At 36.4% G+C, this 23,773-nt stretch carries 14 protein-coding genes; all 14 read right to left on the reverse strand.

The window, feature by feature from the left end:
* Positions 1 to 12: 12 nt before the first annotated feature.
* The 14 genes from FLP_RS07935 to rhaT all read right to left on the reverse strand — a co-directional run bounded on the left by FLP_RS07935 (position 13) and on the right by rhaT (position 23,470).
* Positions 13 to 1,566, reverse strand: coding sequence for a glycoside hydrolase family 32 protein (locus tag FLP_RS07935; RefSeq protein ID WP_065448981.1), 1,554 nt, complete (start codon positions 1,564 to 1,566; stop codon positions 13 to 15).
* 21 nt (positions 1,567 to 1,587) lie between these two features.
* Entirely contained in the window at positions 1,588 to 2,985 is a 1,398-nt protein-coding gene (locus FLP_RS07940) for a DUF4960 domain-containing protein (RefSeq protein WP_065448982.1), read from the reverse strand.
* A gap of 19 nt (positions 2,986 to 3,004) precedes the next feature.
* Positions 3,005 to 4,696: a RagB/SusD family nutrient uptake outer membrane protein gene (locus FLP_RS07945; protein WP_065448983.1), complete on the reverse strand. Its 1,692-nt coding sequence runs from the start codon at positions 4,694 to 4,696 to the stop codon at positions 3,005 to 3,007.
* A gap of 21 nt (positions 4,697 to 4,717) precedes the next feature.
* Entirely contained in the window at positions 4,718 to 7,822 is a 3,105-nt protein-coding gene (locus FLP_RS07950; RefSeq protein ID WP_065448984.1) for a SusC/RagA family TonB-linked outer membrane protein, read from the reverse strand.
* A gap of 23 nt (positions 7,823 to 7,845) precedes the next feature.
* Positions 7,846 to 9,453 (reverse strand): glycoside hydrolase family 32 protein, encoded by a 1,608-nt coding sequence (locus FLP_RS07955; protein ID WP_065448985.1) that lies wholly within the window; start codon positions 9,451 to 9,453, stop codon positions 7,846 to 7,848.
* On the reverse strand, positions 9,416 to 10,774 hold the full coding sequence (locus FLP_RS07960; RefSeq protein ID WP_065448986.1) for a sugar porter family MFS transporter: 1,359 nt from the start codon (positions 10,772 to 10,774) through the stop codon (positions 9,416 to 9,418). The genes FLP_RS07955 and FLP_RS07960 overlap by 38 nt, the downstream gene beginning before the upstream one ends.
* Before the next feature lie 224 nt (positions 10,775 to 10,998).
* On the reverse strand, positions 10,999 to 13,743 hold the full coding sequence (locus tag FLP_RS07965; RefSeq protein ID WP_065448987.1) for a substrate-binding domain-containing protein: 2,745 nt from the start codon (positions 13,741 to 13,743) through the stop codon (positions 10,999 to 11,001).
* A 459-nt stretch (positions 13,744 to 14,202) separates the two neighbouring features.
* On the reverse strand, positions 14,203 to 14,790 hold the full coding sequence (locus FLP_RS07970; protein ID WP_065448988.1) for a LutC/YkgG family protein: 588 nt from the start codon (positions 14,788 to 14,790) through the stop codon (positions 14,203 to 14,205).
* Entirely contained in the window at positions 14,783 to 16,183 is a 1,401-nt protein-coding gene (locus tag FLP_RS07975; RefSeq protein ID WP_065448989.1) for a lactate utilization protein B, read from the reverse strand. The genes FLP_RS07970 and FLP_RS07975 overlap by 8 nt, the downstream gene beginning before the upstream one ends.
* Before the next feature lie 50 nt (positions 16,184 to 16,233).
* Positions 16,234 to 16,974, reverse strand: coding sequence for a (Fe-S)-binding protein (locus FLP_RS07980; RefSeq protein ID WP_065448990.1), 741 nt, complete (start codon positions 16,972 to 16,974; stop codon positions 16,234 to 16,236).
* A gap of 344 nt (positions 16,975 to 17,318) precedes the next feature.
* The gene (locus FLP_RS07985; protein WP_065448991.1) at positions 17,319 to 18,680 is read right to left on the reverse strand and encodes an FGGY-family carbohydrate kinase; all 1,362 of its coding nucleotides are present in this window, start codon (positions 18,678 to 18,680) and stop codon (positions 17,319 to 17,321) included.
* Positions 18,681 to 18,785: 105 nt separating this feature from the next.
* Positions 18,786 to 20,060, reverse strand: a complete 1,275-nt coding sequence (locus FLP_RS07990; RefSeq protein ID WP_065448992.1) for a sugar isomerase — start codon at positions 20,058 to 20,060, stop codon at positions 18,786 to 18,788.
* Between the two features lie 194 nt (positions 20,061 to 20,254).
* A complete protein-coding gene (locus FLP_RS07995; protein WP_065448993.1) occupies positions 20,255 to 22,396 on the reverse strand; it encodes a bifunctional aldolase/short-chain dehydrogenase in 2,142 nt (713 codons plus the stop codon).
* A 24-nt stretch (positions 22,397 to 22,420) separates the two neighbouring features.
* On the reverse strand, positions 22,421 to 23,470 hold the full coding sequence (rhaT, locus tag FLP_RS08000; RefSeq protein WP_065448994.1) for an L-rhamnose/proton symporter RhaT: 1,050 nt from the start codon (positions 23,468 to 23,470) through the stop codon (positions 22,421 to 22,423).
* Positions 23,471 to 23,773: the final 303 nt, after the last annotated feature.

Raw genomic sequence — 23,773 nt, forward strand, 5'->3', positions numbered from 1 at the left:
TTTATATTAATGTTATTCCGGTTGCGTAATCTGAAGGTTAGAAATACTACTATTTTGTCCTTCAGCAATTAACCCCCATTTATTTTTGTCTCTTCCGTAAATTCTATTCGTTAAAGCCACTTTTCCGTTGATGTAAAATACTACTACACTTCCTTCCGCAATTATTTCAACATCGTATTTGGTATTCGTTTGTAACTTAAATGGTATTGCAGTTACTTCCTGCGAGGCTGAATTGTATCCTATTATTTTCCCTTTGGCGATATCCAATACAATTTTATAATAACCTCCTGTTTCATTGGTATGAAAAACAAATCCCGAACTACCATTTGAACCGGATAAAGTAAGGTCAGCTTTTATTTTTGCTTTTTTACCTATAGTTTTAAACGTTACTAAAGCTTTATTTGTTGCCCCAGATAATGTATAACTTCCGGATGTTGCTGTTACATCTCCTGAAGTAGCATCGACTTCGGGCGCTACTTTTTTAGAAAATACATCTTTTACCTTTTGTGGCGACTGCGTTGATAAGGTTCCATCCGCATTTTGCGTTAGCTCATGAATTACCATATTTCCCGCCCAATCTTTATTGCCTAAATCATTTTCAGGCGTTTTTCTGGCATTCCATCCAAAAACATATCTTTTGTTTCCGTCAGAAGCTGTTTTTCCGGCATAAAAATATTCTCCATCGATTCTGTCAATTTCCGGCGTTGTCCAGGGTCCGTTTATCGAAGTCGACATTTTGTAATGTGTTCCTTTATTAGCACTCCAGTTTTCAGAAAAAATCAAATACCAGTAACTTCCCATTTTAAAAATATCGGCACATTCCATCATCAAATAATTTTCCTGTGGAGTCGTAGTGTAAATTGGCGTTTGAACATCCCACTTTCCAGAAACCGGATCAGTACTTGTAAAATGCAGCAACACTGCTTTTCTTCCTGGTTCTGTTTGTGTGCTTACCAGCATCGAATACTTTTTAAGTTCTTCGTTGTAAAAAACATGCGGATCTCTAAAATCATAATTATAATATCCGGCTGGTGCTGTGATCTTAAATGAAGGAACTTTTGTCCAGTTTTTTAAATCAGAACTTGTCGCACATAAAACACTTTCTCTGGCATTTGACTGCACAAAAGCTGGCGTTTCATTATGACCTGTATAATAAAAGTAATAAATATTACCCACTTTTACAACTGATCCTGTGCCAATGGCAAAATCAGGATCAGTCGTTTTACCAAATGGGATCATTTGGCCCTCGTAAGTAAAATGGGCTAAATCTGTACTTAAGTATTCATGAATATCATGAAATCCTGTTCCGGCGGGCTTATTTTGCGCATCGTGAAGAAAGTAAATATGAAATTTTCCGTTATCGAAAAATGGCATAATATCTCCTGTATATCCCGCGCTGTAGTAAGGATCACCAGCACCCATCCACTGCGAAGGCGGAACAGGAAAAATACTTGCTATTTCGGTATTTCCTCCTGAAATCGAGCCTCCGGTATAATTATCGTCCTGACTGCATGAGGCAAGCGAAAAGAAGATGGAAACTATGGTTATAATGTTTCTGTATTTCATTTTTTTTGAGTTGAAAGTAAATTATTTTTCAGCCAGATAATTGATGCTGTTTTGCGTCAAAAGTTTGATATTAGAAAGAAACTCATTTGACTGACTTGGTACTCCTGAGCTATTGGTTTCATTATACCAATCGTAAGCTCCCATCGAAATTACAATTACATTTTTATCCGTTCCTGTATTTGGAAACTCTGCAATGGTCACTCGTCCATTAAGGGCATCATCCCAGGCTTCACTTGCTAAGTTAGTCCCTCCGGTTTGGTTTCTCCAGCCTTCACCGTTTCCGTAACCTCCCCATTCCGGTAAAAACCACCATGCGGTATGATTTAACCTGAAAGTTCCGCCTTGCAGTAAATTGGCTTTTCCGGCTTCAAAAGTGGATAACCCCTGAAATATTGGATGATTTTCATGGCCTTTAAACGACATTCCCCAAGAACCTGCATCAACGTTTCCGTTTGGAGGAAAATCTCCGAAAACATTATTAGGTCCTTTTCCTGATGGAACAATTCCTAAAGCATCTACATATTGAGAGGCAAAAGAGGTTAAAAGTAAATTCCCTCCGTTTGTTCTGAAATTTTTTAAAGCGGTTGTTACAGCAGGTTTGTAGGCAATTGCCGGTAAATTGGCCGCGGAATCAAAATGCCACCATATTACATCAACATCGCTTAAATCTGAACCGCTTTCAATACTTGCAAATGAAATATATTTCGCTCCGCTAAAAGTAGAAAAGAACCAATTAGCAGCGGTAACTTCATCCATATTTGTAATTTCAGCTCTTGTTGCAGCAGTCCCCAAAAAGGCTACTACCAAACCTGCTACCGGAAGTCCTACATTGGCCGTATAGTTAACGCTTTTACCGTTTGAAGTCACTACAAAAGTTACAGAATTGGTAAAATCGATCGTAGTTCCTGAAACGGGCGAGATCGAAACTCCTTGAGTTAATTCGATTACAGGCTGAAGTGCTGTCAGGTTTGTGTCTTCGGGCAATGTCATGGTAATGGTTTTGCTTACATCGTTTATTGCCGCGGCAACTCCATTAATAGTAAAACTTTTAATAGGACTTAAAACCACCGTTGTCACCGTATAATCTTTATACAAATTACCATTTACCACTCTAATTTTTACAGGATTTGTAAAGTTTATTGGTACACTTACATCCAGATTTGATGTTGCTCCTTCTGCCAAAACAACTTCTGGTTTTGCAGCCGTAATATCTGATCCGTACGGCATTGTTACATTAATTGCTCCGGTTTTCTGATCGATAGTTGCTGCTACTCCGTTTATTTTAAAAGAAGTAATATTAGAAGGTGAATTGACATCGAATCCTCCGTTTTCAAAACTATTTTCGCAAGCTGTAAATACAAAAACGATAGCCAATACTGCAGCCACTTTGACCCAGTATGTATTGATAAGTTTTCTCATATTGATTTCTTAAAATAGATTAATAACCTAAATTTTGTTTGTACAATCCCTGACTGAAATTAATTTGCTTTAAAGGAATTGGGCAATACTCTTCTTTATGAGCATCAAAAAAGGCATCCTGATAGTAGGTACGTTTTGTTTTTTCTTCGCTGTAAAATGCATTCATTACTTCATCTGTAACACCCCAACGCACTAAATCAAAGAAACGATTTCCTTCCATAGCCAGTTCTAAACGGCGTTCCCAACGCAATGCTTTACGGGCAAAATCCTGTGTCCAGTTGCAATTGCTTCCGTCTACATACGTATTGATTTTAAAGTTTTTTACGTACGGAAGTCTTCCTGTACTTTGCGCTGCACGCTCTCTGATTTGATTGATTAATGGCAAAGCTTCTGATTGTCTTCCTAATTCAATCAGGGCTTCGGCACGCATTAAAATCACATCGGCGTAACGAATTTGTATTCTGTTTTTTGAGTTTCCGTAAAACGGATCGATATTTACCACACAACTACAGCTTGGCGCTACGTTTTCTTTTAATGAAGCAAAATAACCGTACGTTCCCGGAGATCTTACCCAGGCTTCTACGTACAAAAATTCAGGATCGTATTTATACGGCAAGCCCGGCATGGCCACGGTATGATACAATCGCGGATCAACAGTATTGGCATCTATATTTTTATAATCAAAATCCTGATCGTTATAGGTATCAAATTCCGGCAAACCATTCGTTCCTGTTTTAAAAGCATTTACTAAGTTCTGGCTTGGTTTATGAAAATCGCAACATCCTAAACCTTGTGGAGTTGAGAGTACATCTGAAAAATTTAATCTTCCGTATAAAGTTCCATCATTGTCTGAAAACTGAATGGAGAAAATAGATTCGGCTCCGTTTTCAAAAGTTCCCGGCAAAAAGTTATTGGCAAAATCAGGCTCTAAACTAGCTTTTCCAATTACTTTATCTGTAGCTGCAATTACTTCCTGTAAATGCTGTTGGTTGATTCCTGTTACTTTATACGTTTCATCCTGTGTATAAGCCTGATACAAACGTGTTTTTGCTAAATAAGCATAAGCTGCTTTTTGAGTAGCACGTCCCACTTGTGGCTGAGTTTCCGGTAAAGCATCGGCTGCAGCCTGAAAATCTTCGGCGATTTTGTTCCAAAGTTCTTCGTTTGAAAGTACTTTGTTTGAGATGGTTTTATAATTTTCTACCGGAATATCTTCTGTGATGTAAGGAACACTTCTGAACATAATTTTCAGCATAAAATAAAAATGCCCTCTTAAGAAACGCATTTCCGCCATACGTGTTTTTTTCAACGGATACTCAGCTTCTGAAATTTGTTCTAATGCTTTCAAAGCTTTGTTGGTTCTTGAAACTCCAACATAACTGATGTACCAAAAGTTGTCTAATTCGGCAAAATCAGGGCGGATATTATTGGATACTTCAAAAAAGTGAAAATCCTGAATATCATTCGTTCCGCTTCCGCCTTTGTAAGCATCATCAGAGCGAACGTTTCCAAAAGGCCATAAACTGTACGGCGAATCATAATGGTCGTTGCCTAATTGCGCATAAGCTGCATTCATAAATCCTTCTACTGTTTGCGGTGTCACAATATCTTCTTCTGAAAGTACGCCACGAGGATCATTTTCCAGAAAATCTGAGCAGGAACCCAAGATTCCAAGTACTAAAAAACCGGTTATATATAGTAATTTTTTCATGTTTTTTTGATTTAATCTTTATTATAAAGTAAAATTAAGACCAGCCGTAAAAGTGGTTGGCTGCGGATATCCAAATCCTGCGTTTTCAGGATCTACACCAGTAAAACTTTTTGCATCAATGATCAATAAATTTTGTCCGCTGATGTACAATCTAAAGCTGTCGAAATTCATTTTTTTCAATAAATCTTTTGGCAGGCTATAGCCAAATTGCAAAACACGAAGTTTAAGATAATTTCCGTTTTCTACATAATAAGTCGAAAATCTTGATTCTGCATTTCGGTCTACAGTGGTTAAAGCAGGAATCGTAGAGTTTGGATTGTCTAAAGACCATGCATTTAACAAACGGGTTCCTTTGTTCGAACCTACGTCATCAACACTCCAGAAATCAGTTTGGTATTTGGTGTTGTTAATCACATCTACATTACTTGCTCCTTCCCAAAAAGTAGTAAAATCCCAATTTTTATATCCTAATCCTAAATTAAATCCATAAGTCAAGCCCGGATTTGGATTTCCTATCCACGTACGGTCTTTATCTGTAATTACTCCGTCTCCGTTTAAATCTTTGTAACGAATTCTACCAAGGCCTTTTCCTTCCTGAGCGGCCGAGTTGTCTACTTGATCCTGACTTTTAAATAAACCATCAGTAACATAACCGTACATTGAATTAATCGGACGTCCTAAAATATTATCGTTTAATCCGTCTCCTCCGTAATTATTTCGTACTTCGTCCGGTAATTTTGTAATCTTATTTTTATTGGCCGAAACATTTGCCGAGATATCATATTTTAATCCAAATGAGGTTTCGTCATGGTATCCTAAAGTAAATTCCCAACCTTCGTTTTGCATCGAAGCACCGTTTACCCAACGATTTCCTCCTTCGCCAATTACTCCTAAATAAGGAGGCAAAACCAAAATATCATCTGTTTTCTTGATATAATAATCTACAGAACCGCTTAATTTTTGGTTGAATAATCCAAAGTCTAAACCTATATTAGTTTGTGTGGTTGTTTCCCATTTCAAATCATCATTTCCGGATTGAGTTGCAATAAATCCTGACGGAAGTAATCCGTTTCCATTTCCTGCAATATCATAAGCCGTACCGTAAGAAGTTGCCCATGTCGGACTTCCGCCTGCATAACTGGCCAGGTATAAACTATAAACTGCGGTGTTGCTAATTTCCTGATTTCCGGTTTGTCCCCAGCCTGCTCTTAATTTTAAATCAGAGAAAACAGGTACATTATTTTTAATGAAATCTTCGTTACTGATTCTCCATCCTGCTGAGATTGCCGGGAAGGTTCCGTACTGGTTATTTTTACCAAAACGAGAAGATCCGTCACGACGAATAGTACCGGAAAGTAAGTAACGATTATCAAACTCATAATCTATTTTTCCAAAGAAAGACAGTAACGAATATACGGTCGATGTTCCGCTGGTAAACGATTCTCCGGTTCCTGCATCAGGATACATATAATCAGGAGTTTCGATCAGGAAATCATTTTTACGCAAAGTTGTCGTATCAAAAACATCTTTGTACATCTCTGTTCCTGCCATAAAATTCAGATTGCTTTTTCCTAAATTCAAACTGTAGATAGCAGTATTGGTCCAGGTCCATTTATCGCTCAACGACTGATCAATGGTTACCGATGTCTGATCGTTTTGCAAATAACCGGACTGGTAACTTCTTTGCAGTGTACGTTTTTTATACGATCCGTAATCGATACCAAAACTACTCTTGATGTGCAGGTTTTTAATGATTTCTAAGTCGGCATACATATTTCCGAAAAGACGTAAATAATCATAGTTATTGTCTTTGTTGTATTCTAAAAGACGAACAGGATTTTGTCTGTCGTTCATTCCCCCCACTGGTCCTCCCCAGCCTTTTCCGTCTACAGTATGTACCGGAATTATTGGCAATGCGCGAAGTGCCGGATCCAGAACTCCGGGATCTGTAACTTCATTGGTACGGGTCATCGAGAAATTTTCGCCAAAAACCAGTTTCCCGTCAAAATATTTATACGAACCGTTCATTCTGGCAGAAATTCTCTGGAAATCAGTCGTTTTTACAACACCTTCATTTCCATAATATCCCAAAGAAAAAACATAACTTCCTTTATCTGACGCGTTTGAAACTGATAAATCATATGAATTTGCTATTCCGGTTTGCGAAATGGCATCATACCAATCGGTATTCGAAGCTTTCAGGGTTTGATTGGCATCTAAATATTCAGGAACCAAAACTTTGTTTAACTGTGGTTTGTTATTGTTTACCGACCAATCAAACTGATAGCGTAAATTATTGCTGTTTGGATTTAATCCGTCGTTGATATTGGCCTGCCATAAAGCCTGACCAAACTGATTGGCATTCAGCACTTCCTGTTTTCTTGAATAATCAGAAATGGAGGTATAAGTGCTAAAATTAATTCTCATTTTACCTTCTTTTCCTTTTTTGGTCGTAATAATGATAACTCCGTTTGAAGCTCTTGAACCGTAAATACTGGCCGAAGAAGCATCTTTTAGAACCTGAATTGTTTCAATATCATTAGAGTTTAGTTCGTGCATTCCGGATTTTGTTGGCATTCCGTCAATTACATAAAGAGGATCTGTGTTGTTTAAAGTTCCTACACCACGAATGACCACTTTTGTATTTCCTCCGGATGGCGAACCGTCAGACGAAACTTTTACTCCGGCAACTCTTCCCTGCAAGGCTTTTATGGGGTTAGGTTCCGGTTGTTTCATGACTTCCTTCATGTTGACAACGGCAACAGCTCCCGTAATATCAGTCTTTTTTTGTTTTGAATATCCAGTTACAACAACTTCATTCAACTGATTATTATCTACTTTCAAAATGATGTTGAACACCTTTTGTCCTTTAACATCAATCGATTGCGGTGCAAATCCGATAAAAGAAATGACCATTTTTGCATTTTCAGCTACATTTTGGAGGGAAAAATTTCCATCAAAATCTGTTACTGTACTGGTATTGGTTCCGGAAATAAGCACAGTGGCTCCCGGAAGTGGCATTCCGTCGTCTGACGAAATTACCGTTCCTTTAATTCCGCTTTCCTGTGCCGTCATCGTCAGCATAGGAAAAAAGAAAAACAGAAAATAAATGAGTTTGGTTTTCATAGATAGTGGTTTTGTTTTTAAGGTTAGTTTATATTTAATTGGTTAATTTCTAAGTTGTTCAACTCAACTCCATTGTTTGAAGAAACAGTAAGAGAGGTATAAGGTTCGTTGGGGAAAAAGATTTCGGTAATTACTTTTTCGCCATTGTTGTAAAATATTTCAATAGATGTTTTGTCCAGAATAATTTTAAAAAATCCTTCTTTTTGACTTCCTTCTAAAGCTGCTTTGGTAATTGTTGAAGCAAATTTTTCAGAGAAATCAATTTTTCCTGATTTCGAACGATCTAAAAACAAGTAGTGATCTGAATTATTAATTCCGAAAGTCACTGCTTCTCCATTCGCATTTGAAAGTGTAAAAGTGTAAATATCCTGTTTCAGATTCTTGATATTAAAATGAAGCATCGCTTTTGTTAAATCGATTTTTCCTGTTTCAATAAGGGTTAACTTTCCTTTTCCTTTCAGACTCTTCAATTTTATTGTTTTACCAATATATGTATTGATTTCTTTTACGGGATTATTCACCAAAGTATAGTCGTTTCCTTTTTTTATTACCTGAAGTTCACGGGCAATGGTGGTACTGCTTCTCCAGGATTGTGTTGGAACTTGTTGTGCATATTCCCAGTTTGACATCCAGCCAATAAACAATCTTCGTCCGTCAGCACTTGGTATATTATTCCAAGTAACGCCAGCATAATTGTCTTTTCCGTAATCCAGCCAGGCCGCTTTTTCTGTATCTAATTTTTTTGCGAAATTAGAATCTAATGTAAAAGTTGTGCCATCAAAATCACCAATAAAATATTGTGTTCCTGAACCTCCGTTTGCTCCTCCGGGATTCAAATTCTGAATCAAAACCCATTTGGTTTCATTGGTTCCTTTTACTTTTATTTCAAAGAAATCCGGACATTCCCATACACCGCCATGAGCACCAATATTTTTTCCGAACTCAGATAAATATTTCCAGTTTTTAAGATCTTTAGAAGCATAAAACTGATTACGGTCTTGCGCTGCCAAAGCCATAATCCATTGTTTATGGGTTTCATCCCAATTTACTTTTGGATCACGAAAATCGCGAATCCCGGGATTTTTTATGACAGGATTTCCTTCCTCAAATTTCTGCCATGTAAAACCATTATCATTTGAATATGCAATATCCTGTTGTTCAACATCCATCTTACCTTCTTTTTCTTTTGTCATATCATGCAGCGTATAAATCGCTACAATTGGACCAGTTTTGCCATTCCCTAATCCCGATGTATTATGCGTATCTACAACTGCACTTCCTGAAAAAATATATTTGTCTTTGTCCGGATAAAGCGCAATTGGCTGCTCTTCCCATTTAATTAAATCTTTACTAATCGCATGCCCCCAGTGCATTGGTCCCCAAACACTTTTTTCAGGATAATGCTGATAATACAAATGATAAACTCCATCAGCATAAAACATTCCGTTAGGATCATTCATCCATCCATATTTTGGTGTAAAGTGAAAATTAGGACGATACATTTTTTCTTCTGTAGCTATTGAAGTTGAGACAGCAGTTGTTTGTGCAACAGCCGTATATGGTTTACAAGCTCCTATTGATAATAGTACGGCACTATATAATGCCAGCGGCAGATGTTTCTTTGATGTCATTTTTTTTGATATTTTTTTTGGTTAGATTTTCACTTAAAACTTCTAAAGAAATTCCTTTAGTTTCCGGCATTATAAAAATTACAAATAGTAACTGCAGGACCATCATCAGTGCAAAAATTAAGAATACGACTTCGGGTCCAATTTCTGAAAACAACATTGGAATTAAAGACGGAATAATCGCCGCTAAAACCCAGTGTACCGAACTCCCAAAAGCTTGTCCTGAAGCACGAATGTGATTAGGGAAAATTTCTGAGATAAACACCCATATTACAGCTCCCTGGCCAATGGCGTGCGATGCAATAAATAAGAAAAGAAAAGTGGGTACTGATAATCCGCCCCAGTTGTAATAAAAGGAAGCAGAAACCAATCCTAAAGATATGATATAACCAACTGAACCAATGTACATTAACAACTTTCTTCCTAATTTGTCAATTAATGCTACTCCTATCAGGGTAAATATAAGATTGGTAATTCCGATTCCTATACTGCTTAATAAAGCTGTATTTTGTCCTAAACCTGCTTCTTCAAAAATTCTTGGTGCGTAATATAAAAAGGCATTGATTCCGGAAAACTGATTAAAAAACGCAATTAAAAACGCCAGAATCAATGGGAAACGGTATTTTTTCATGAAAATATTCTCGTGTTTGGTAACTCCGTTTTCTCTTGAATCATCCATGATGTCTTTAAGATCAGCAGTAGGATCAATTTTAAACAAGACTTTACGGGCTTCTTCATCACGGTTTTTAGACAATAACCATCTTGGACTTTCCGGGATTGTAAGTATGAAAAGAATATAGATAAGAGAAGGAAAAGCCTGAACTCCTACCATCCAACGCCAGGCATTTTCGCCAATATCTTTTAAAAAGTAATTGGATATAAAAGCAATTAGAATTCCCAATACAATATTAAACTGATACAAAGCTACTAGTCGGCCGCGTTTATCTGCCGGAGCAATTTCAGACACATAAGCCGGAGCGGCAATTGTCGAAGCACCAACTCCTAAACCGCCAATAAACCTGAAAGCTGCAAAAACAATAGGATCGTTTGCAAAAGCGGCACCAATGGCAGAAATAAAGTACAGAATCCCGATCCAGAACAATGTTTTTTTACGTCCTATTTTATTGGTTGGAATTCCTCCAAAAATGGCACCTATAACGGTTCCCCACAATGCCATTGCCATAACAACAGAACCGTGAAAAGCATCAGATGAATGCCATAGAAGCTGTAATTGTTTATCAGCTCCAGAAATAACTACGGTATCAAAACCGAATAGAAAACCTGCCAGTGCAGCAGTAACAGACCAAATCAATATCTTATTCATTGTAGATGTATTAAAAACTTGTTGCTAAGATATCCGCAAAAAAAACAACTTATTTTTAATGATGTTACAATTTAATTCTATAATTATTGATAGTTTGATACTTTAAGCTTAAATCCTTTATTTACAAGCCTTTACGTATATTAAAATTTATTTACGAAAACCATGTAGTTTCGATTTTGTTACATTTAATATAAAAATGATACATGAAAACATACGTTTTTGTACTAATTTGAATTAGAGGATTTGTATTCTTTTGGCGAAATTCCAAATTTATTCTTAAAAGCGGTAGAAAAATAGTTGGGAGAAGAGAATCCAAGTGAGTAGGCAATTTCAGAAATATTCATCTCATTTGATTTTAAAAGCTCTGCAGCTTTCTCTAATTTGACATTATTGATATGATCGCTAATATTAATTCCGATAATCGCTTTTACTTTTCGGTACAACTGAACTCTTGAAACACTTAGTTTGTCTGCCAAATCTTCGACAGAGAATTTAGGGTTTTCGACATTCATCTTAATGATATCATTCATTTTGGTAATAAAAGTCTGTTCCTGATTACCAAATTTTGATTCGGGTTCGATGCGGTAAATGTTATTGGTATAATAATAACGGAGTTTTTCTCTGTTGAAAAGCAAACCGGAAATGGATTGTTTTAGAATAGAAAGACTAAACGGCTTGGTAAGATATTGGTCTACTCCGCTTTGCAATCCTTTTAAAACGGCTTCTTTATTGCTTTGCGCCGTTAGTATAATAATGGGAATATGCGAAGAGCGCAAATCCTTTTTCAGCTCTTTGCTAATTTCATAACCGTCTTTATCGACCAGGTTGATATCGCAAATGATAATATCAGGCACTATATCCATTGCTTTTTCAATCGCATCGCTTCCGTCAGAAGTATGCACTGTATATTCATTTGATAATTTAGCTCTTAAAAAAGTGACCAAATCATTATTGTCTTCTATAATTAAAATCGAATGTTTCTCTGCATCAGAAATAACATGTACCTCATTTACATCTGATTCTATATCAAGATTATCTGTTATTAAACTAGGCGTTATATTTAGGTTTTCGGCTTTGCTAATGATCTCTGAAGGCTGCAAATGGCTGTTTCCTTTTAATAAAGTAATAACAAACTCACTTCCCTGCTTGGATTTTAGTTCGATAGTTCCGTGATGCAAAAGAACAAATTCCTTAGAAAGATGGAGTCCGATTCCTGAACTGTTTTTATTATTATTCGAAGCTTTAAAAAACGGACTAAACACATTAGAAAGTTCATTCTCAGGAATTCCAATTCCGGAATCCTTGCAGCTAATTTTAACCGTATTGTCCTGATTTTCGATAATCGAAATCGTGATTTTTCCGTTATCAGGCGTAAATTTAAAAGCGTTTGAGAGCAAATTAAAATATACTTTATCCATCAATCCTTTATCAATGAACAATTCCAGATTCTTATTTTTACAAATAAGCTGAAAATCAATATTCCTGCGAATGGCCTCACCTCTAAAGTTAGTCATTGTTTCATTCGTAAAATCACAGATCTTAGTATTTGAGGCTCTTAAAGTGAATTTTTGCTCTTCTATTTTTCTAAAATCCAATAACTGATTGATTAATCTGAGTAATCGGTTTGAGTTTTTATGAATGAGTTTTACTTCATCAATAAGTGCTGTTCCTTTAATTTTTTCATTTTCGATTAAAGACTCAACATAACTCATAATAAGCGTTATGGGAGTTTTAAATTCATGCGAAAGTCCGGTAAAGAAATTCAGTTTTGCTTCATTGCTTTTCTCGGCAACCTTAGCCATTTCCTGAATTTCATTGTTCTGGTCGATTACAGTCTGATTAATTCTTTCCAGTTGTTTTTTCTTTCTCGAAATAGAAATCGTCGAATAAATACTGTAGATGGTCAGACTCAAAATAATCACCAGGAAAAAACTCAGTAATCTCACCAAATTGTTTTGCGAGGCATATTCTCGTTCCTGTACTTTTATGGCACCTTGCTGCGACTCGATAACCACTTGCTGCTGATCGACTTTATCCATTTGGTTTTCGATAATTTCAGCATTGTTGTGGTCTATTACAATGGTATTAAGAATGTTGTTTTTTGAAATGGGTTCTTTATTGTACATTTTCAAAGCCAGTTTCAGCGCTTCATTTCCTCCTGTTGGATATAAAATAGTTCCGTCTAAAACGCCGCTCTTTACCAATTCGATACCGCCATTTACCGAATTTAAGCCGTCGACTCCCAAAAACTTAATTTTATTTTCAAGACCTACTGTTTTAGCTGTTTCCCAGGCGCTCAATGCCATGCGGTCGTTGTGGGCGAAAATGTACTCGATATCCGGATTTTGTAAAAGAATAGCTTTTAATGGTGCTGTTACCGATTCTTTTTCCCAATTGCCATGAATAGTATTGACAACATTAAAACGTTTGTTTCCCTGAATAATCTGACTGAAGCCCAGACTACGTTCATAAGCGGGAGACGATCCGTTTGCTCCTGTAATTTCGATAATTTTACCCGAAGCTTTACTGTGGGAAATAATATATCTGGCAGCAATTCTGCCTATTTCGATATTATCTGCGCCAAGATAAGCGGTGTAGTTTTCGCCATCAATTTTGCGGTCTACCACCAAAACGGGAATTCCGGCTCTTATTGATTTTTCGACAACGGCTGTTAAAGGTTGGGACTGAATTGGAGATACGATTATTACATCTACTTTATTGGCAATGAACTTTTCGATATCTTCGATTTGTCTGGTGACATTATTATTGGCGTCGCTAATTTTTAAATCGACCTCAGGGCGTAATGAGGCTTCAATTTTCATTGAACTGGTCATTTGTTTGCGCCAATCATCTGTGGTCATCGCCTGAGAAAATCCAACCTTAATTTTATCTCCTTGTTTCTGAGTACAGGAAACTAAACTTAATGATGCTAAAAAAAGCAGCAAAATATATTTTACAAGTGAATACATGAATTATGAGTTTATGTAATGAAAATGAGTTTTCAAAAAAAAAAAAATACCTTATTAGACCAGCAACCTGTCAAAATAATTAGGAAGGATTATTTTGTGCTGACAAGCGGGAAGGCAATATATAATTAGGTAAAATTAAACTTTTATTTGATGTACACAAACGTTATCGTATATCTGTAAACAAAAAAAAGAGGATATGGAATCCTCTTCTAATTATCTCTCTAAACTATGCCATGCAAAATTTTACAATGGATTAAAAATAAACTTACAATTGAACTATATTATTTCTCCAAATATGCAAAAGGCTGAATAGCGTACAACTTTAGTTGGATGGGAAAATAAATTATAACGAAAGGGCTTTAGCCAAACAAATATTATTTTGGATAAAGCCCTATTCTATCGAATCTGGATTCTCCAGCTAAAGCTGGGAGCCTATTCAAAATACTTTGCGTAACGATCTTAATCCAATAAAAAAACAATCAATCCTCTTGCGCCATGCGCTCCCAAAACCAATGATTGTTCGATATCAGCCGTTTTTGATGGTCCGGCAATAAAAGTTCCGAAACCGTATTCCTGATTGCCAATTCTTTCGTAAGCCTGATGCATTGTTGTGAGAATATCTTTTTTATGCACAATTATAGCAAGATATTGTGCTATAAATGGCGATACGCGTTGTCCTAATACATCATCTGTCACCCAAAGTGCACTATTTTCGGCTACGCCAAAATGAGCTTTAATCACGTTTAATTCTACATCCTGAAGCGAATGTGGATCATCGTTTGTCCAGTTTAAAGCTGCAATTTCCGCAAGTTCCGGAATTGTCGTGATTAGGCGTTTTTCGAGATTATAATTTGATTTTATATATTGGATGATGTCAGCATAATTCGCCACTTCAACAGGATCTCCGCCTATATTTTTGAGTACTGTTTTATAGGTTGAAAGCACATCAGGATTCTCTGAACTTAAAAGATTCAGATCAGGCAAATTAGTGATAAAAGCAGATTGATTTTGCTTTATTTTATTTAAAATATCTGCTTTGCTACTCATTGTCTTTTGCTTTTGCTTCTCTTGAATTTTTCTTGTACCATTCTCTAAAAGATTCCTCGGGAACTTCCGGCATTTCGCGCTGATCGTACCATTTGTTCATTTTATTATTGACCAGACCGGGAATGTTTTTCATTACAAAACGACCTGATTTTCCGGCAATATTAAAAATAGTAGGATTCGCTAAAACTGTTGCCATCGTTTTCATTGCAACGGTTTTGGCTGTTGGCGTATGTCCTTCTTTTACTAAAACCTGACGCCATTTGTACAATTGGTCGTGTATATCGATTTTTACGGGACAAACATTGGTACAAGAACCACAAAGTGTACTTGCAAAAGGTAAGTCGGCATTTTTACTCATGTCTAAATTGGGGGCTAAAATAGAGCCAATTGGCCCTGCAACAGCATTGTGATAACTGTGTCCACCGCTTCGTCTGTAGACCGGGCATGTATTCATACACGCGCCGCAACGAATACATTTGAGAGAATTTCTAAAATCTTCTCTTCCTAATTGGGTACTTCGCCCGTTATCGACAATCACGATATGAATTTCTTTGCCGTCTCTTGGTTTCTTAAAATGACTCGAAAAAGTGGTAATAGGCTGTCCTGTGGCACTTCTGGCTAATAATCTCAGAAACACACCTAAATGTTTACGCTGCGGAATCAGCTTTTCGAATCCCATGCAGGCAATATGAACATCGGCAAGGTGTGCTCCCATATCGGCATTTCCTTCATTGGTACAAACGACGATTTCGCCGGTTTCTGCAATTGCAAAATTGACTCCGGTTAAAGCTACTTTTCTCGTTAAGAATGTATTTCTTAGACTCAAACGAGCCGATTCGGTTAAATATTGAGGATCTATATTTCCTTTTTCTGTACCTAAATGTTCGTGAAACGTTTCGCTTACATCTTCTTTTTTAAGGTGAATAGCAGGCAAAACAATATGACTTGGCGGTTCTTTACGAAGCTGCACAATGTATTCTCCTAAATCTGAATCGATTACTTCGATGCCTTTTTCGGCCAAATAATCGTTTAAATGGCACTCTTCAGTAAGCATCGATTTTGATTTCACCATTTGCTTTACCTCGTGTTTTGCCATAATCGAATGTACAATTTGGTTATGCTCTTTTGCATCGGCTGCCCAATGTACTATTATACCGTTTTTCTGTGCATTGGCCTCAAATTCAATCAAATAATCGTGAATGCTTGAAAGCACATTATTTTTGATTTGTGAAGCAGTTTCGCGAAGCAATTCCCAATCGGGAATTTGATGTGCCGATTTATCCCTTTTTTCACGAACAAACCAAAGTGTTTCATCGTGCCAGTTGACGCGTTCTACATCTTTGTTAAAAATGGCCGCGGCTTCACTGTGTTCTATTGTTTTTTTTGAAGACATCTTTTGTTGGTTGAAAGTCAATTTCGATATTTTTTCAAAATTTATAATCCTTAATTTTCCATGGAATTTAAAATTTCGGCAATATGAATGGTTTTAATAGTGCTTTTTCGTCTTTTTAGAATTCCTTCTAAATGCATTAAACAAGATATGTCGCCTCCGGTAATATATTCAACGCCTTGATTTTCATGATCTTTTATCCGGTCTTGTCCCATTTTTACGGAAACAGCCTCTTCAGTAACACAAAAAGTTCCTCCAAATCCGCAACATTCATCTTTTCGAGATAAAGAAACCAAATCTAATCCCTTTATATTATGTAGTAATTGTTCCGGTTTAGAGAAAAATGGCGCATTAAGTTCGGTCATCTGCGAAAGCTTTAATCCGCGTTGACCGTGACAGCTTACATGCATTCCTACTCTATACGGAAAATTTCCATCTATAGAATCCACCTTCAGAATATCGGTAATAAACTCAGTTAATTCAAAAACTTTCTTTCGCATTGCTGTCGCAACTTCTTCTTGTTTTTCGTCATGCAAATGGTCTTTTACATGTAAAACACAACTTCCTGACGGACAAACGATATAATCGAATCCGGCAAAATTAGCGATAAAGTTGGCATCGCAGCGTTTGGTTAAATATTGGTATCCGCTATTGGCCATAGGCTGTCCGCAGCAGGTTTGTCCCATCGGAAAATGAACTTCACAACCTAATTTCTGCAAAAGCTCATAAGTTGCAATCGCTACTTTTGGGTAAAACTGGTCAACGTAACACGGTATAAAAAGTCCAACTTTCATATTCTTGGTATTTTAAAACACATAATAACTATGTGTTAAATATTTTCTCTCGCAGATTTGGCAGATTCTGCAGATTTATTTTTATCTTTTAATCTTTGGCTACTATTTTATTTCAGGCAGATCTAATTTCATTTTTGTCGTCCTGACGAAGGAAAGATCTCCACAAGTTGCTCTACAAAGATTGGCAATTTTGTTTGCCGAGCTACTTGTGGAGATTCCTCGTTCCTCGGAATGACAAAACTAAACTTAATAACAAAAAAACTTTTAAATCTTTTAATCTATAAACTATTATTTTTCACAGATCGAGCAGATTTTTAATTTTTAATTCTAAATTTTTAATTCAATCAATGCTTATAAAACTTCAAATCAATCAAATCATTCTGGATCGGTTTCGGATTCCAGTTTTGATGAATCGCTAATGCGGCACCCAAAGCACTTGCCTGCGCCATCGAAGCCGCAAAAACTTCGATATCCGGATAAGCTTCGGCCAGTAAATTCATAAAAATTGAATTTTTACTAAATCCTCCATCCACAAAAATCTTTTTTACAGGACTATTATGAATGACCAAATTAGTCGAAAAAAACTGTTGTTCAACGAGATCGAGCATCAATTGATGATACGCGACTTCGTAAGTCTTAAAATTACTCAAATCTCTTTTTTGAAACGGACATTCTTTTAGAATATCAAAATCATATTTCTTTGGATAAATAATCTGAAAATTCAGCGCTCGCAAATTCGATACTATTTTTTTATCAAAATAAACCTCTTTATACGTATCCAAAGGAACTTTAAAATGTGCTGCTAATCTTTTGGTTTGCACTTCATGTTCATTGCCTGAAAACAGACGTGCTGCTTTTACAGGCTTTTCTGTGTATTGCATGTAACACAAACAATCGTGCTGCAGTTCATCAAAAGTCAATTGTTTATTATTGAAAGGATTCAGGGAAATACTCCAGGTTCCGGTCGACAATAAAACAAAAGGTTCTGTAAAATTGATAGTATATGGAATAATAGCCGATGAACTGTCATGTAAACCAACTCCAATTGACAATCCGTCTTTTTGTTTTATAATGTCTTTTCCGTAATGAAGCGGTGGAATTTTATCTGAAATATCTTCATTTTTAAGCCATTTATGATACTTCATCTTTTTAAAATTCCAAAGATTGGTATGGCATCCAATACTTGTAATGTCAGAATAAGCTTCATTCGTTAAAAGAAAACTCAAATACTGCGGTAAATGCAAACAGTATTTTACCTGATCGAATAATTCCGGTTTTTCTTCTTTGAGCCTGTAAATCTGCATTCCGGAATTCAGACTTCCCAATACGGGCGAAGCTGTTTTTACTGCAAAAGTTTCTTTTCCTTTGTATTTATTATAAAAGTCATTTTTTAACTCCTCCGGATACTCTTTTAAGTAGTTATAAAGAGGAGTTAAAACTTTTCCTTTTTCATCAATGTACACAAAACTAGCACCGTAAGTACTAAAATTGATGGCCTTTAACACGTAATCCGTTAGGTTTTTAATTTCTGCCAATCGATCGAATATCCAGTTTTTAAGTACTTCGATATCTTCGCAGGGAAAACCATCTTCATCTACAGTTTCCTCAAGATTTACTGATTTTTCCCAGACAATTTTATAATTTTCATCAAATAAAAATACTTTCTTGTTTGTTTTACCAATGTCAAAAATTGCAACTACATTCATTTAATTATAAGTTTTGAGTTTTGAATTATGAGTTATGAGTTAGTTTTTTGTTTTATAAAAAACTGCAATAGAGTATTACTATAACTCAAAACTCATAATTCATAATTACAATCCTGTTGCCAATGTTTTTAATCCTCTTTCTCCAATTAGATTTTTTCTAACAGAAAGGCTTCTGTACAATTCGACCGGATTTAATGCAGCGCCTGAACGTAAACGAGCTTCGGCAACCAATGCACGAACATCTGTACGGAAAGCGTCCTGAAGGATTTCCTGTGCTTTTACAACATCATTTTCTTCCTGTGCTTTTTCTAATGCTTTTCTGTCTACCAAAAGTGCTTGTGCATAAGCAATCATAATGGCTTCTACCGATTGTAATAAATCTTCTAAAGGATCTTTTATGTTGTGAGAAGCATCGATCATCCAACCTAAATCTTTGGCGTGATTCATGCCGCGAGCGTCCATTCCTTCTACTAATTCATTAAAAATCAAGAATAATTGATATGGTTTTAAAGCTCCGGCCGTTAAATCGTCGTCTCCGTATTTTGAATCGTTAAAGTGGAAACCTCCCAGTTTTTCTTCCATCAATAATAAAGAAACGATTTGCTCGATATTGGCATTTGGTAAATGATGTCCTAAATCGACCAAAGTTTGTGCTTTGTCTCCTAATTTTTTTACATACGAATACGATTGTCCCCAATCTGCTACTGTTGTCGAATAAAAATTAGGTTCTGCACATTTGTATTCTAAAAATAATTTCCAGTTTGAAGGTAATGCATCGTAGATTTCTTCTAAACTTTCTAATGTATTTTGGTAGGCTTTTCTAAAGTTTAATTGTCCAGGAAAAGAAGATCCGTCTGCTAACCAAATCGTTAGTGATTCTGATCCTAATTCGATTCCGTGTTGGATAACTTCTATATTATGAGCAATTGCTTGTTTGCGAACTGCTTTGTTTACGTTTTGTAATGATCCAAATTTATACGAATTGTCCTGACCTGCCTGATCCTGAAAGGTATTCGAATTCATAGCATCAAATCTTAAATGGTGCTGTGCAGCAAGACTTTTTATCGCTTTATAATCCTGTGGAATATCCCACGGAATATGCAAAGAAATCGCTCCTGAAGCATTGTTTAAAGCATGAAGCAAACCAACATCTTCGATTTTTTCTTCGATAGAACGTGGTTCTCCGCCTCCTGCAAAACGACCAAAACGTGTTCCTCCTGTTCCTAAAGCCCAGGATGGAATCGCGATTTGAAAATCGATCAATTTTTGAATAATAGATTCTGTATCACCAATTTCTGATACTGTAAAGGCAAATTTATTTTGATGTTTTTTTAATAAATCGTCGTTGTGAGATGCGATATTGTTTGATCCGATTAACATATTATTTTATCTTTTAATAGAGATTACAATATATAAATTAAATAAATTGAACTCTGGTTTAACTTTACTCTTGTATGCTATTTGCTCATTTTTGCAGGCAGTTATGTCTAAAAAAATCTAACGTCCGAATGCTATCGAACGTTAGATCACAAAAAACCACTTTTGCTTTAAACAAACTTAAAAACTTAAACAATCTATCTGTAAAAGCCCATTGATACTCCGCCGTCTACATTCAGCGCGTTTCCTGTTGATTTGTCCAGTAAACCGCCAACGAATGCGAAACAAGCGTTTGCAATATCATCCGGCAATATAATTTCATTTAGTAACGTACGTTTTGCATAATACGCCGGTAACTCGGCAACCGTTATACCGTATGCTTTTGCACGGCCTTCTGCCCAACCGCCAGACCAAATATTAGAGTCTGAGATTACTGCATCAGGATTTACGGTGTTCACACGAATTTTATCGGCACCTAATTCAGCTGCCATCAAACGGGTTAAATGCGCCTGAGCTGCTTTGGCCGAACCATAACCCGGATTATTTGGACCCGCAACAACTGCATTTTTAGATACAATGTTTACGATATCTCCGCCAAATCCTTGTTTGCGCATGACTTCGATTCCGGCTTTCGAAACAATAAATTGTCCTTTTACCAAAATGTCATACAATCTGTCCCACTCTTCAAGGGTGTGTTCTGCAATAGATTTAGAAATACTAATTCCGGCATTGTTCACTATAATATCTGCGCCTCCAAAAGCTAATGAAGCTTCGTCTAATGCTTTTTCTGTACTTTTTTCATCGGTTACATTTAGTAATGTACTTGCTACGGCATCTTTACCAAATAACTTGATAAACTCAGCTGTAGCTTGTTCTAAACGTTCTTCGTTGATATCGTTGATGACCACACAAGCACCTTCCTGTGCAAACTTTTTGGCAATTGCCTTACCAATTCCGCCGGCAGAACCTGTAATTACAGCTACTCTTCCTGAAAGTGCTTTTGGTTTTGGCATACGCTGCAGTTTTGCTTCTTCAAGCAACCAATATTCAATATCAAAAGCTTCCTGATGTGGCAGCGAAGTATATTCTGAAACTGCTTCGGCACCTTTCATTACATTTACTGCATTGATATAATATTCTGATGCCAAACGTGCCATTGTTTTGTCTTTGGCAAACGTAAACATACCTACGCCAGGATATAAAATCACGACCGGATTTGGGTCACGCATTGCAGGCGAATTCGACTTTTTACAAGCATTGTAATAGTCCTTGTACATAGAGCGATACGCTTCAAAAGCAGGTGTTAATTTTGCTTTGATAGCCTCAACATCTGATAAATCTTCGTTTGGTTCCAATGTTAAAACCAAAGGACTGATTTTGGTACGTAAAAAGTGATCCGGACAAGAAGTTCCAAGTGGAGCCAATTTTGCTAAATCATTAGAATTAATGAATTCCAAAACTCTTGCATCATCTGTATAATGTCCAATCATTTGACGCTCTGACGAACAGAAACCTCTAAGAATTGGTGCTACTTTTGCTGCTTTCAATTTACGATCAGTCTCAGGAAGACTGTCTATTTTTTTACCTCCAAAAACAGCACGTTTTTTTCCGTAGTTACTTTCTAAATATTCAGCACATTTCTCGATTACTTCGAGTGTGTTTACATAACTTTCGTAAGCAGTATCTCCCCAGGTAAACAAACCGTGAGAACCTAACATGATACCGCGTAATTTTTTCCCTTTTTTCTCAGCTTCTTCCAAACAGCTTCTTAACTGAAGCCCCAAGTCAAAACCAGGACGCTGCCATCCTACCCAGCCAATTTCGCCGTCGAATAATTCCTCGGTAATTTTAGCTCCGTCTTTGGCAGCAGCGATTGCAATTGCCGCATCAGGATGTAAGTGATCGATATGTTTGAAAGGTAAAAAACCATGCAAAGGCGTATCTATAGAAGGCGCTTTTGAAGCCAAATCGAAAATACAGTGATTGAATAATTCGACCATTTCGTCTTCAAACTCAATTCCTCTGTACACATTTTCAAGATTGCGAAGACGATCCAGATAAAGTGCCGCACAACCGGATTTTGTAAGTGTACCAATATCTCCACCAGAACCTTTAATCCACATTACTTCAGAGGTTTCTCCGGTTAACGGATCTTTATCGGTAATTTTTACCGAAGTATTTCCACCGCCATAGTTTGTCAATCTTAAATCGGCTCCTAATAAATTAGATCGATAAATGAAAAGCGCTACTTCATCTCCTGCCAATGCTGCTGCCTTAGCGTCATCCCAAAGATAGCTTACATGCTTAAAAGTCATATTGTTTATATTTATATTCGACATTGTTGTTATGTTATGTTTGTATGTTTATAATGAATTTCCAATTCCAACCAATACAATTGAAAGCATGATCAGTGCAATTCCCCAACCAAAAGTTCTAAGGGTTCTCTGAGAAACTCCCGACCATTCTTTAAGATAAAATCCCCAGAAATTTGCGGTCAGGATAATGGTTGCCATATGCAAAATCCACGAACTTGCCCCGTTTCCTAATTTGCTTTCTCCCATTCCGTAAAAGAAAAATTGTAAAAACCACATCGTTCCTGCAATACCTGAAAAAAGTACGTTTCTGGCAATTGGCGTTTTGGTATTGGTATAATCTGAAAAGGTTTTATTTTTAAAGTTAAGGTACATGCACCAAATGAAATTGGTGGTAAGACCTCCCCACATCAAAACGATATACGTCACGTTGTTTTGAAATAATGGGTTACATCCATAATTTACTGCGGTTTCTGCCATTGGTTTTCCGGCTTCGATTCCGTAATTAAAAAACGAACTCAGAATTCCCGAAATAACGGCGATAATCAAACCTTTTACTAAACTAAACTCCTTGTCTTTGTCCTCGTGTCCTGTTGCAAAATCTTTTTCTTTTAAGATTCCTGCTTTTCCCGAAATGGCAATACCTATAAGGCATACTAAAACTCCTGCCAGAACAAGACGTCCGCCCGGATTTGAAAGCATATCGGTAAACGAAATTTTACCTTCTGTTGGATATAAATCGTAATAAACTGAAGGAACCAAGGCACCAAAAGCAGAACAAAACCCAAGAATAATCGAGTTTCCTAAAGACATTCCTAAATAACGAACTCCCAATCCGTAGGTTAATCCTCCCACTCCCCAAATTAATCCCATCAAAAAGGTGAACGCTTTTATGGTTGGCGATGCTGTTATAATAATGTCAACAAAATTTGGAATCGTTAAATACGCTGCAATGGGCGGTACTATAAGCCAGGAGAAAAATCCTCCCACGATCCAGTAGCTTTCCCAAGCCCAATCTTTTACTTTTTTGAATGGCATATAAAAACTACCCGAAGAAAATCCTCCGATAGAATGAAAAATGATTCCTAATAATGATTCCATTAATAATTTTGTTTTTGGTTAATTTGATAGTTAAATTGGTTTTGTAAAATAATAGAATGTAAAAAAGAAAACTGTCCTGTACTATCCTTTATAGTTTTGTTATTTATGTTAAAACTGAAGATTATTACAAACAACTGCCCGATATTATTGGAAATATAAATTTAAAATTTCTATTTTAGCAATCGATTTCGTAATTATTATATCCTCAATTTGCCTTAAACAAACAAATCAGCAAAAACATACAACAACCCTTATTTAATTTGAAAGCTTTTGTGAGAAAAGTACCGGACTGAATTATTTTAC

Origin of the sequence: Flavobacterium piscis, assembly GCF_001686925.1 — a bacterium.
Lineage (GTDB): Bacteria > Bacteroidota > Bacteroidia > Flavobacteriales > Flavobacteriaceae > Flavobacterium > Flavobacterium piscis.

Excerpts from the sequence above, each read along its gene's own strand:
- FLP_RS07935 (WP_065448981.1), bottom strand. The coding sequence starts at position 1,566 with ATGAAATACAGAAACATTATAACCATAGTTTCCATCTTCTTTTCGCTT.
- FLP_RS07940 (WP_065448982.1), bottom strand. The coding sequence starts at position 2,985 with ATGAGAAAACTTATCAATACATACTGGGTCAAAGTGGCTGCAGTATTG.
- FLP_RS07945 (WP_065448983.1), bottom strand. The coding sequence starts at position 4,696 with ATGAAAAAATTACTATATATAACCGGTTTTTTAGTACTTGGAATCTTG.
- FLP_RS07950 (WP_065448984.1), bottom strand. The coding sequence starts at position 7,822 with ATGAAAACCAAACTCATTTATTTTCTGTTTTTCTTTTTTCCTATGCTG.
- FLP_RS07955 (WP_065448985.1), bottom strand. The coding sequence starts at position 9,453 with ATGACATCAAAGAAACATCTGCCGCTGGCATTATATAGTGCCGTACTA.
- FLP_RS07960 (WP_065448986.1), bottom strand. The coding sequence starts at position 10,774 with ATGAATAAGATATTGATTTGGTCTGTTACTGCTGCACTGGCAGGTTTT.
- FLP_RS07965 (WP_065448987.1), bottom strand. The coding sequence starts at position 13,743 with ATGTATTCACTTGTAAAATATATTTTGCTGCTTTTTTTAGCATCATTA.
- FLP_RS07970 (WP_065448988.1), bottom strand. The coding sequence starts at position 14,790 with ATGAGTAGCAAAGCAGATATTTTAAATAAAATAAAGCAAAATCAATCT.
- FLP_RS07975 (WP_065448989.1), bottom strand. The coding sequence starts at position 16,183 with ATGTCTTCAAAAAAAACAATAGAACACAGTGAAGCCGCGGCCATTTTT.
- FLP_RS07980 (WP_065448990.1), bottom strand. The coding sequence starts at position 16,974 with ATGAAAGTTGGACTTTTTATACCGTGTTACGTTGACCAGTTTTACCCA.
- FLP_RS07985 (WP_065448991.1), bottom strand. The coding sequence starts at position 18,680 with ATGAATGTAGTTGCAATTTTTGACATTGGTAAAACAAACAAGAAAGTA.
- FLP_RS07990 (WP_065448992.1), bottom strand. The coding sequence starts at position 20,060 with ATGTTAATCGGATCAAACAATATCGCATCTCACAACGACGATTTATTA.
- FLP_RS07995 (WP_065448993.1), bottom strand. The coding sequence starts at position 22,396 with ATGTCGAATATAAATATAAACAATATGACTTTTAAGCATGTAAGCTAT.
- rhaT (WP_065448994.1), bottom strand. The coding sequence starts at position 23,470 with ATGGAATCATTATTAGGAATCATTTTTCATTCTATCGGAGGATTTTCT.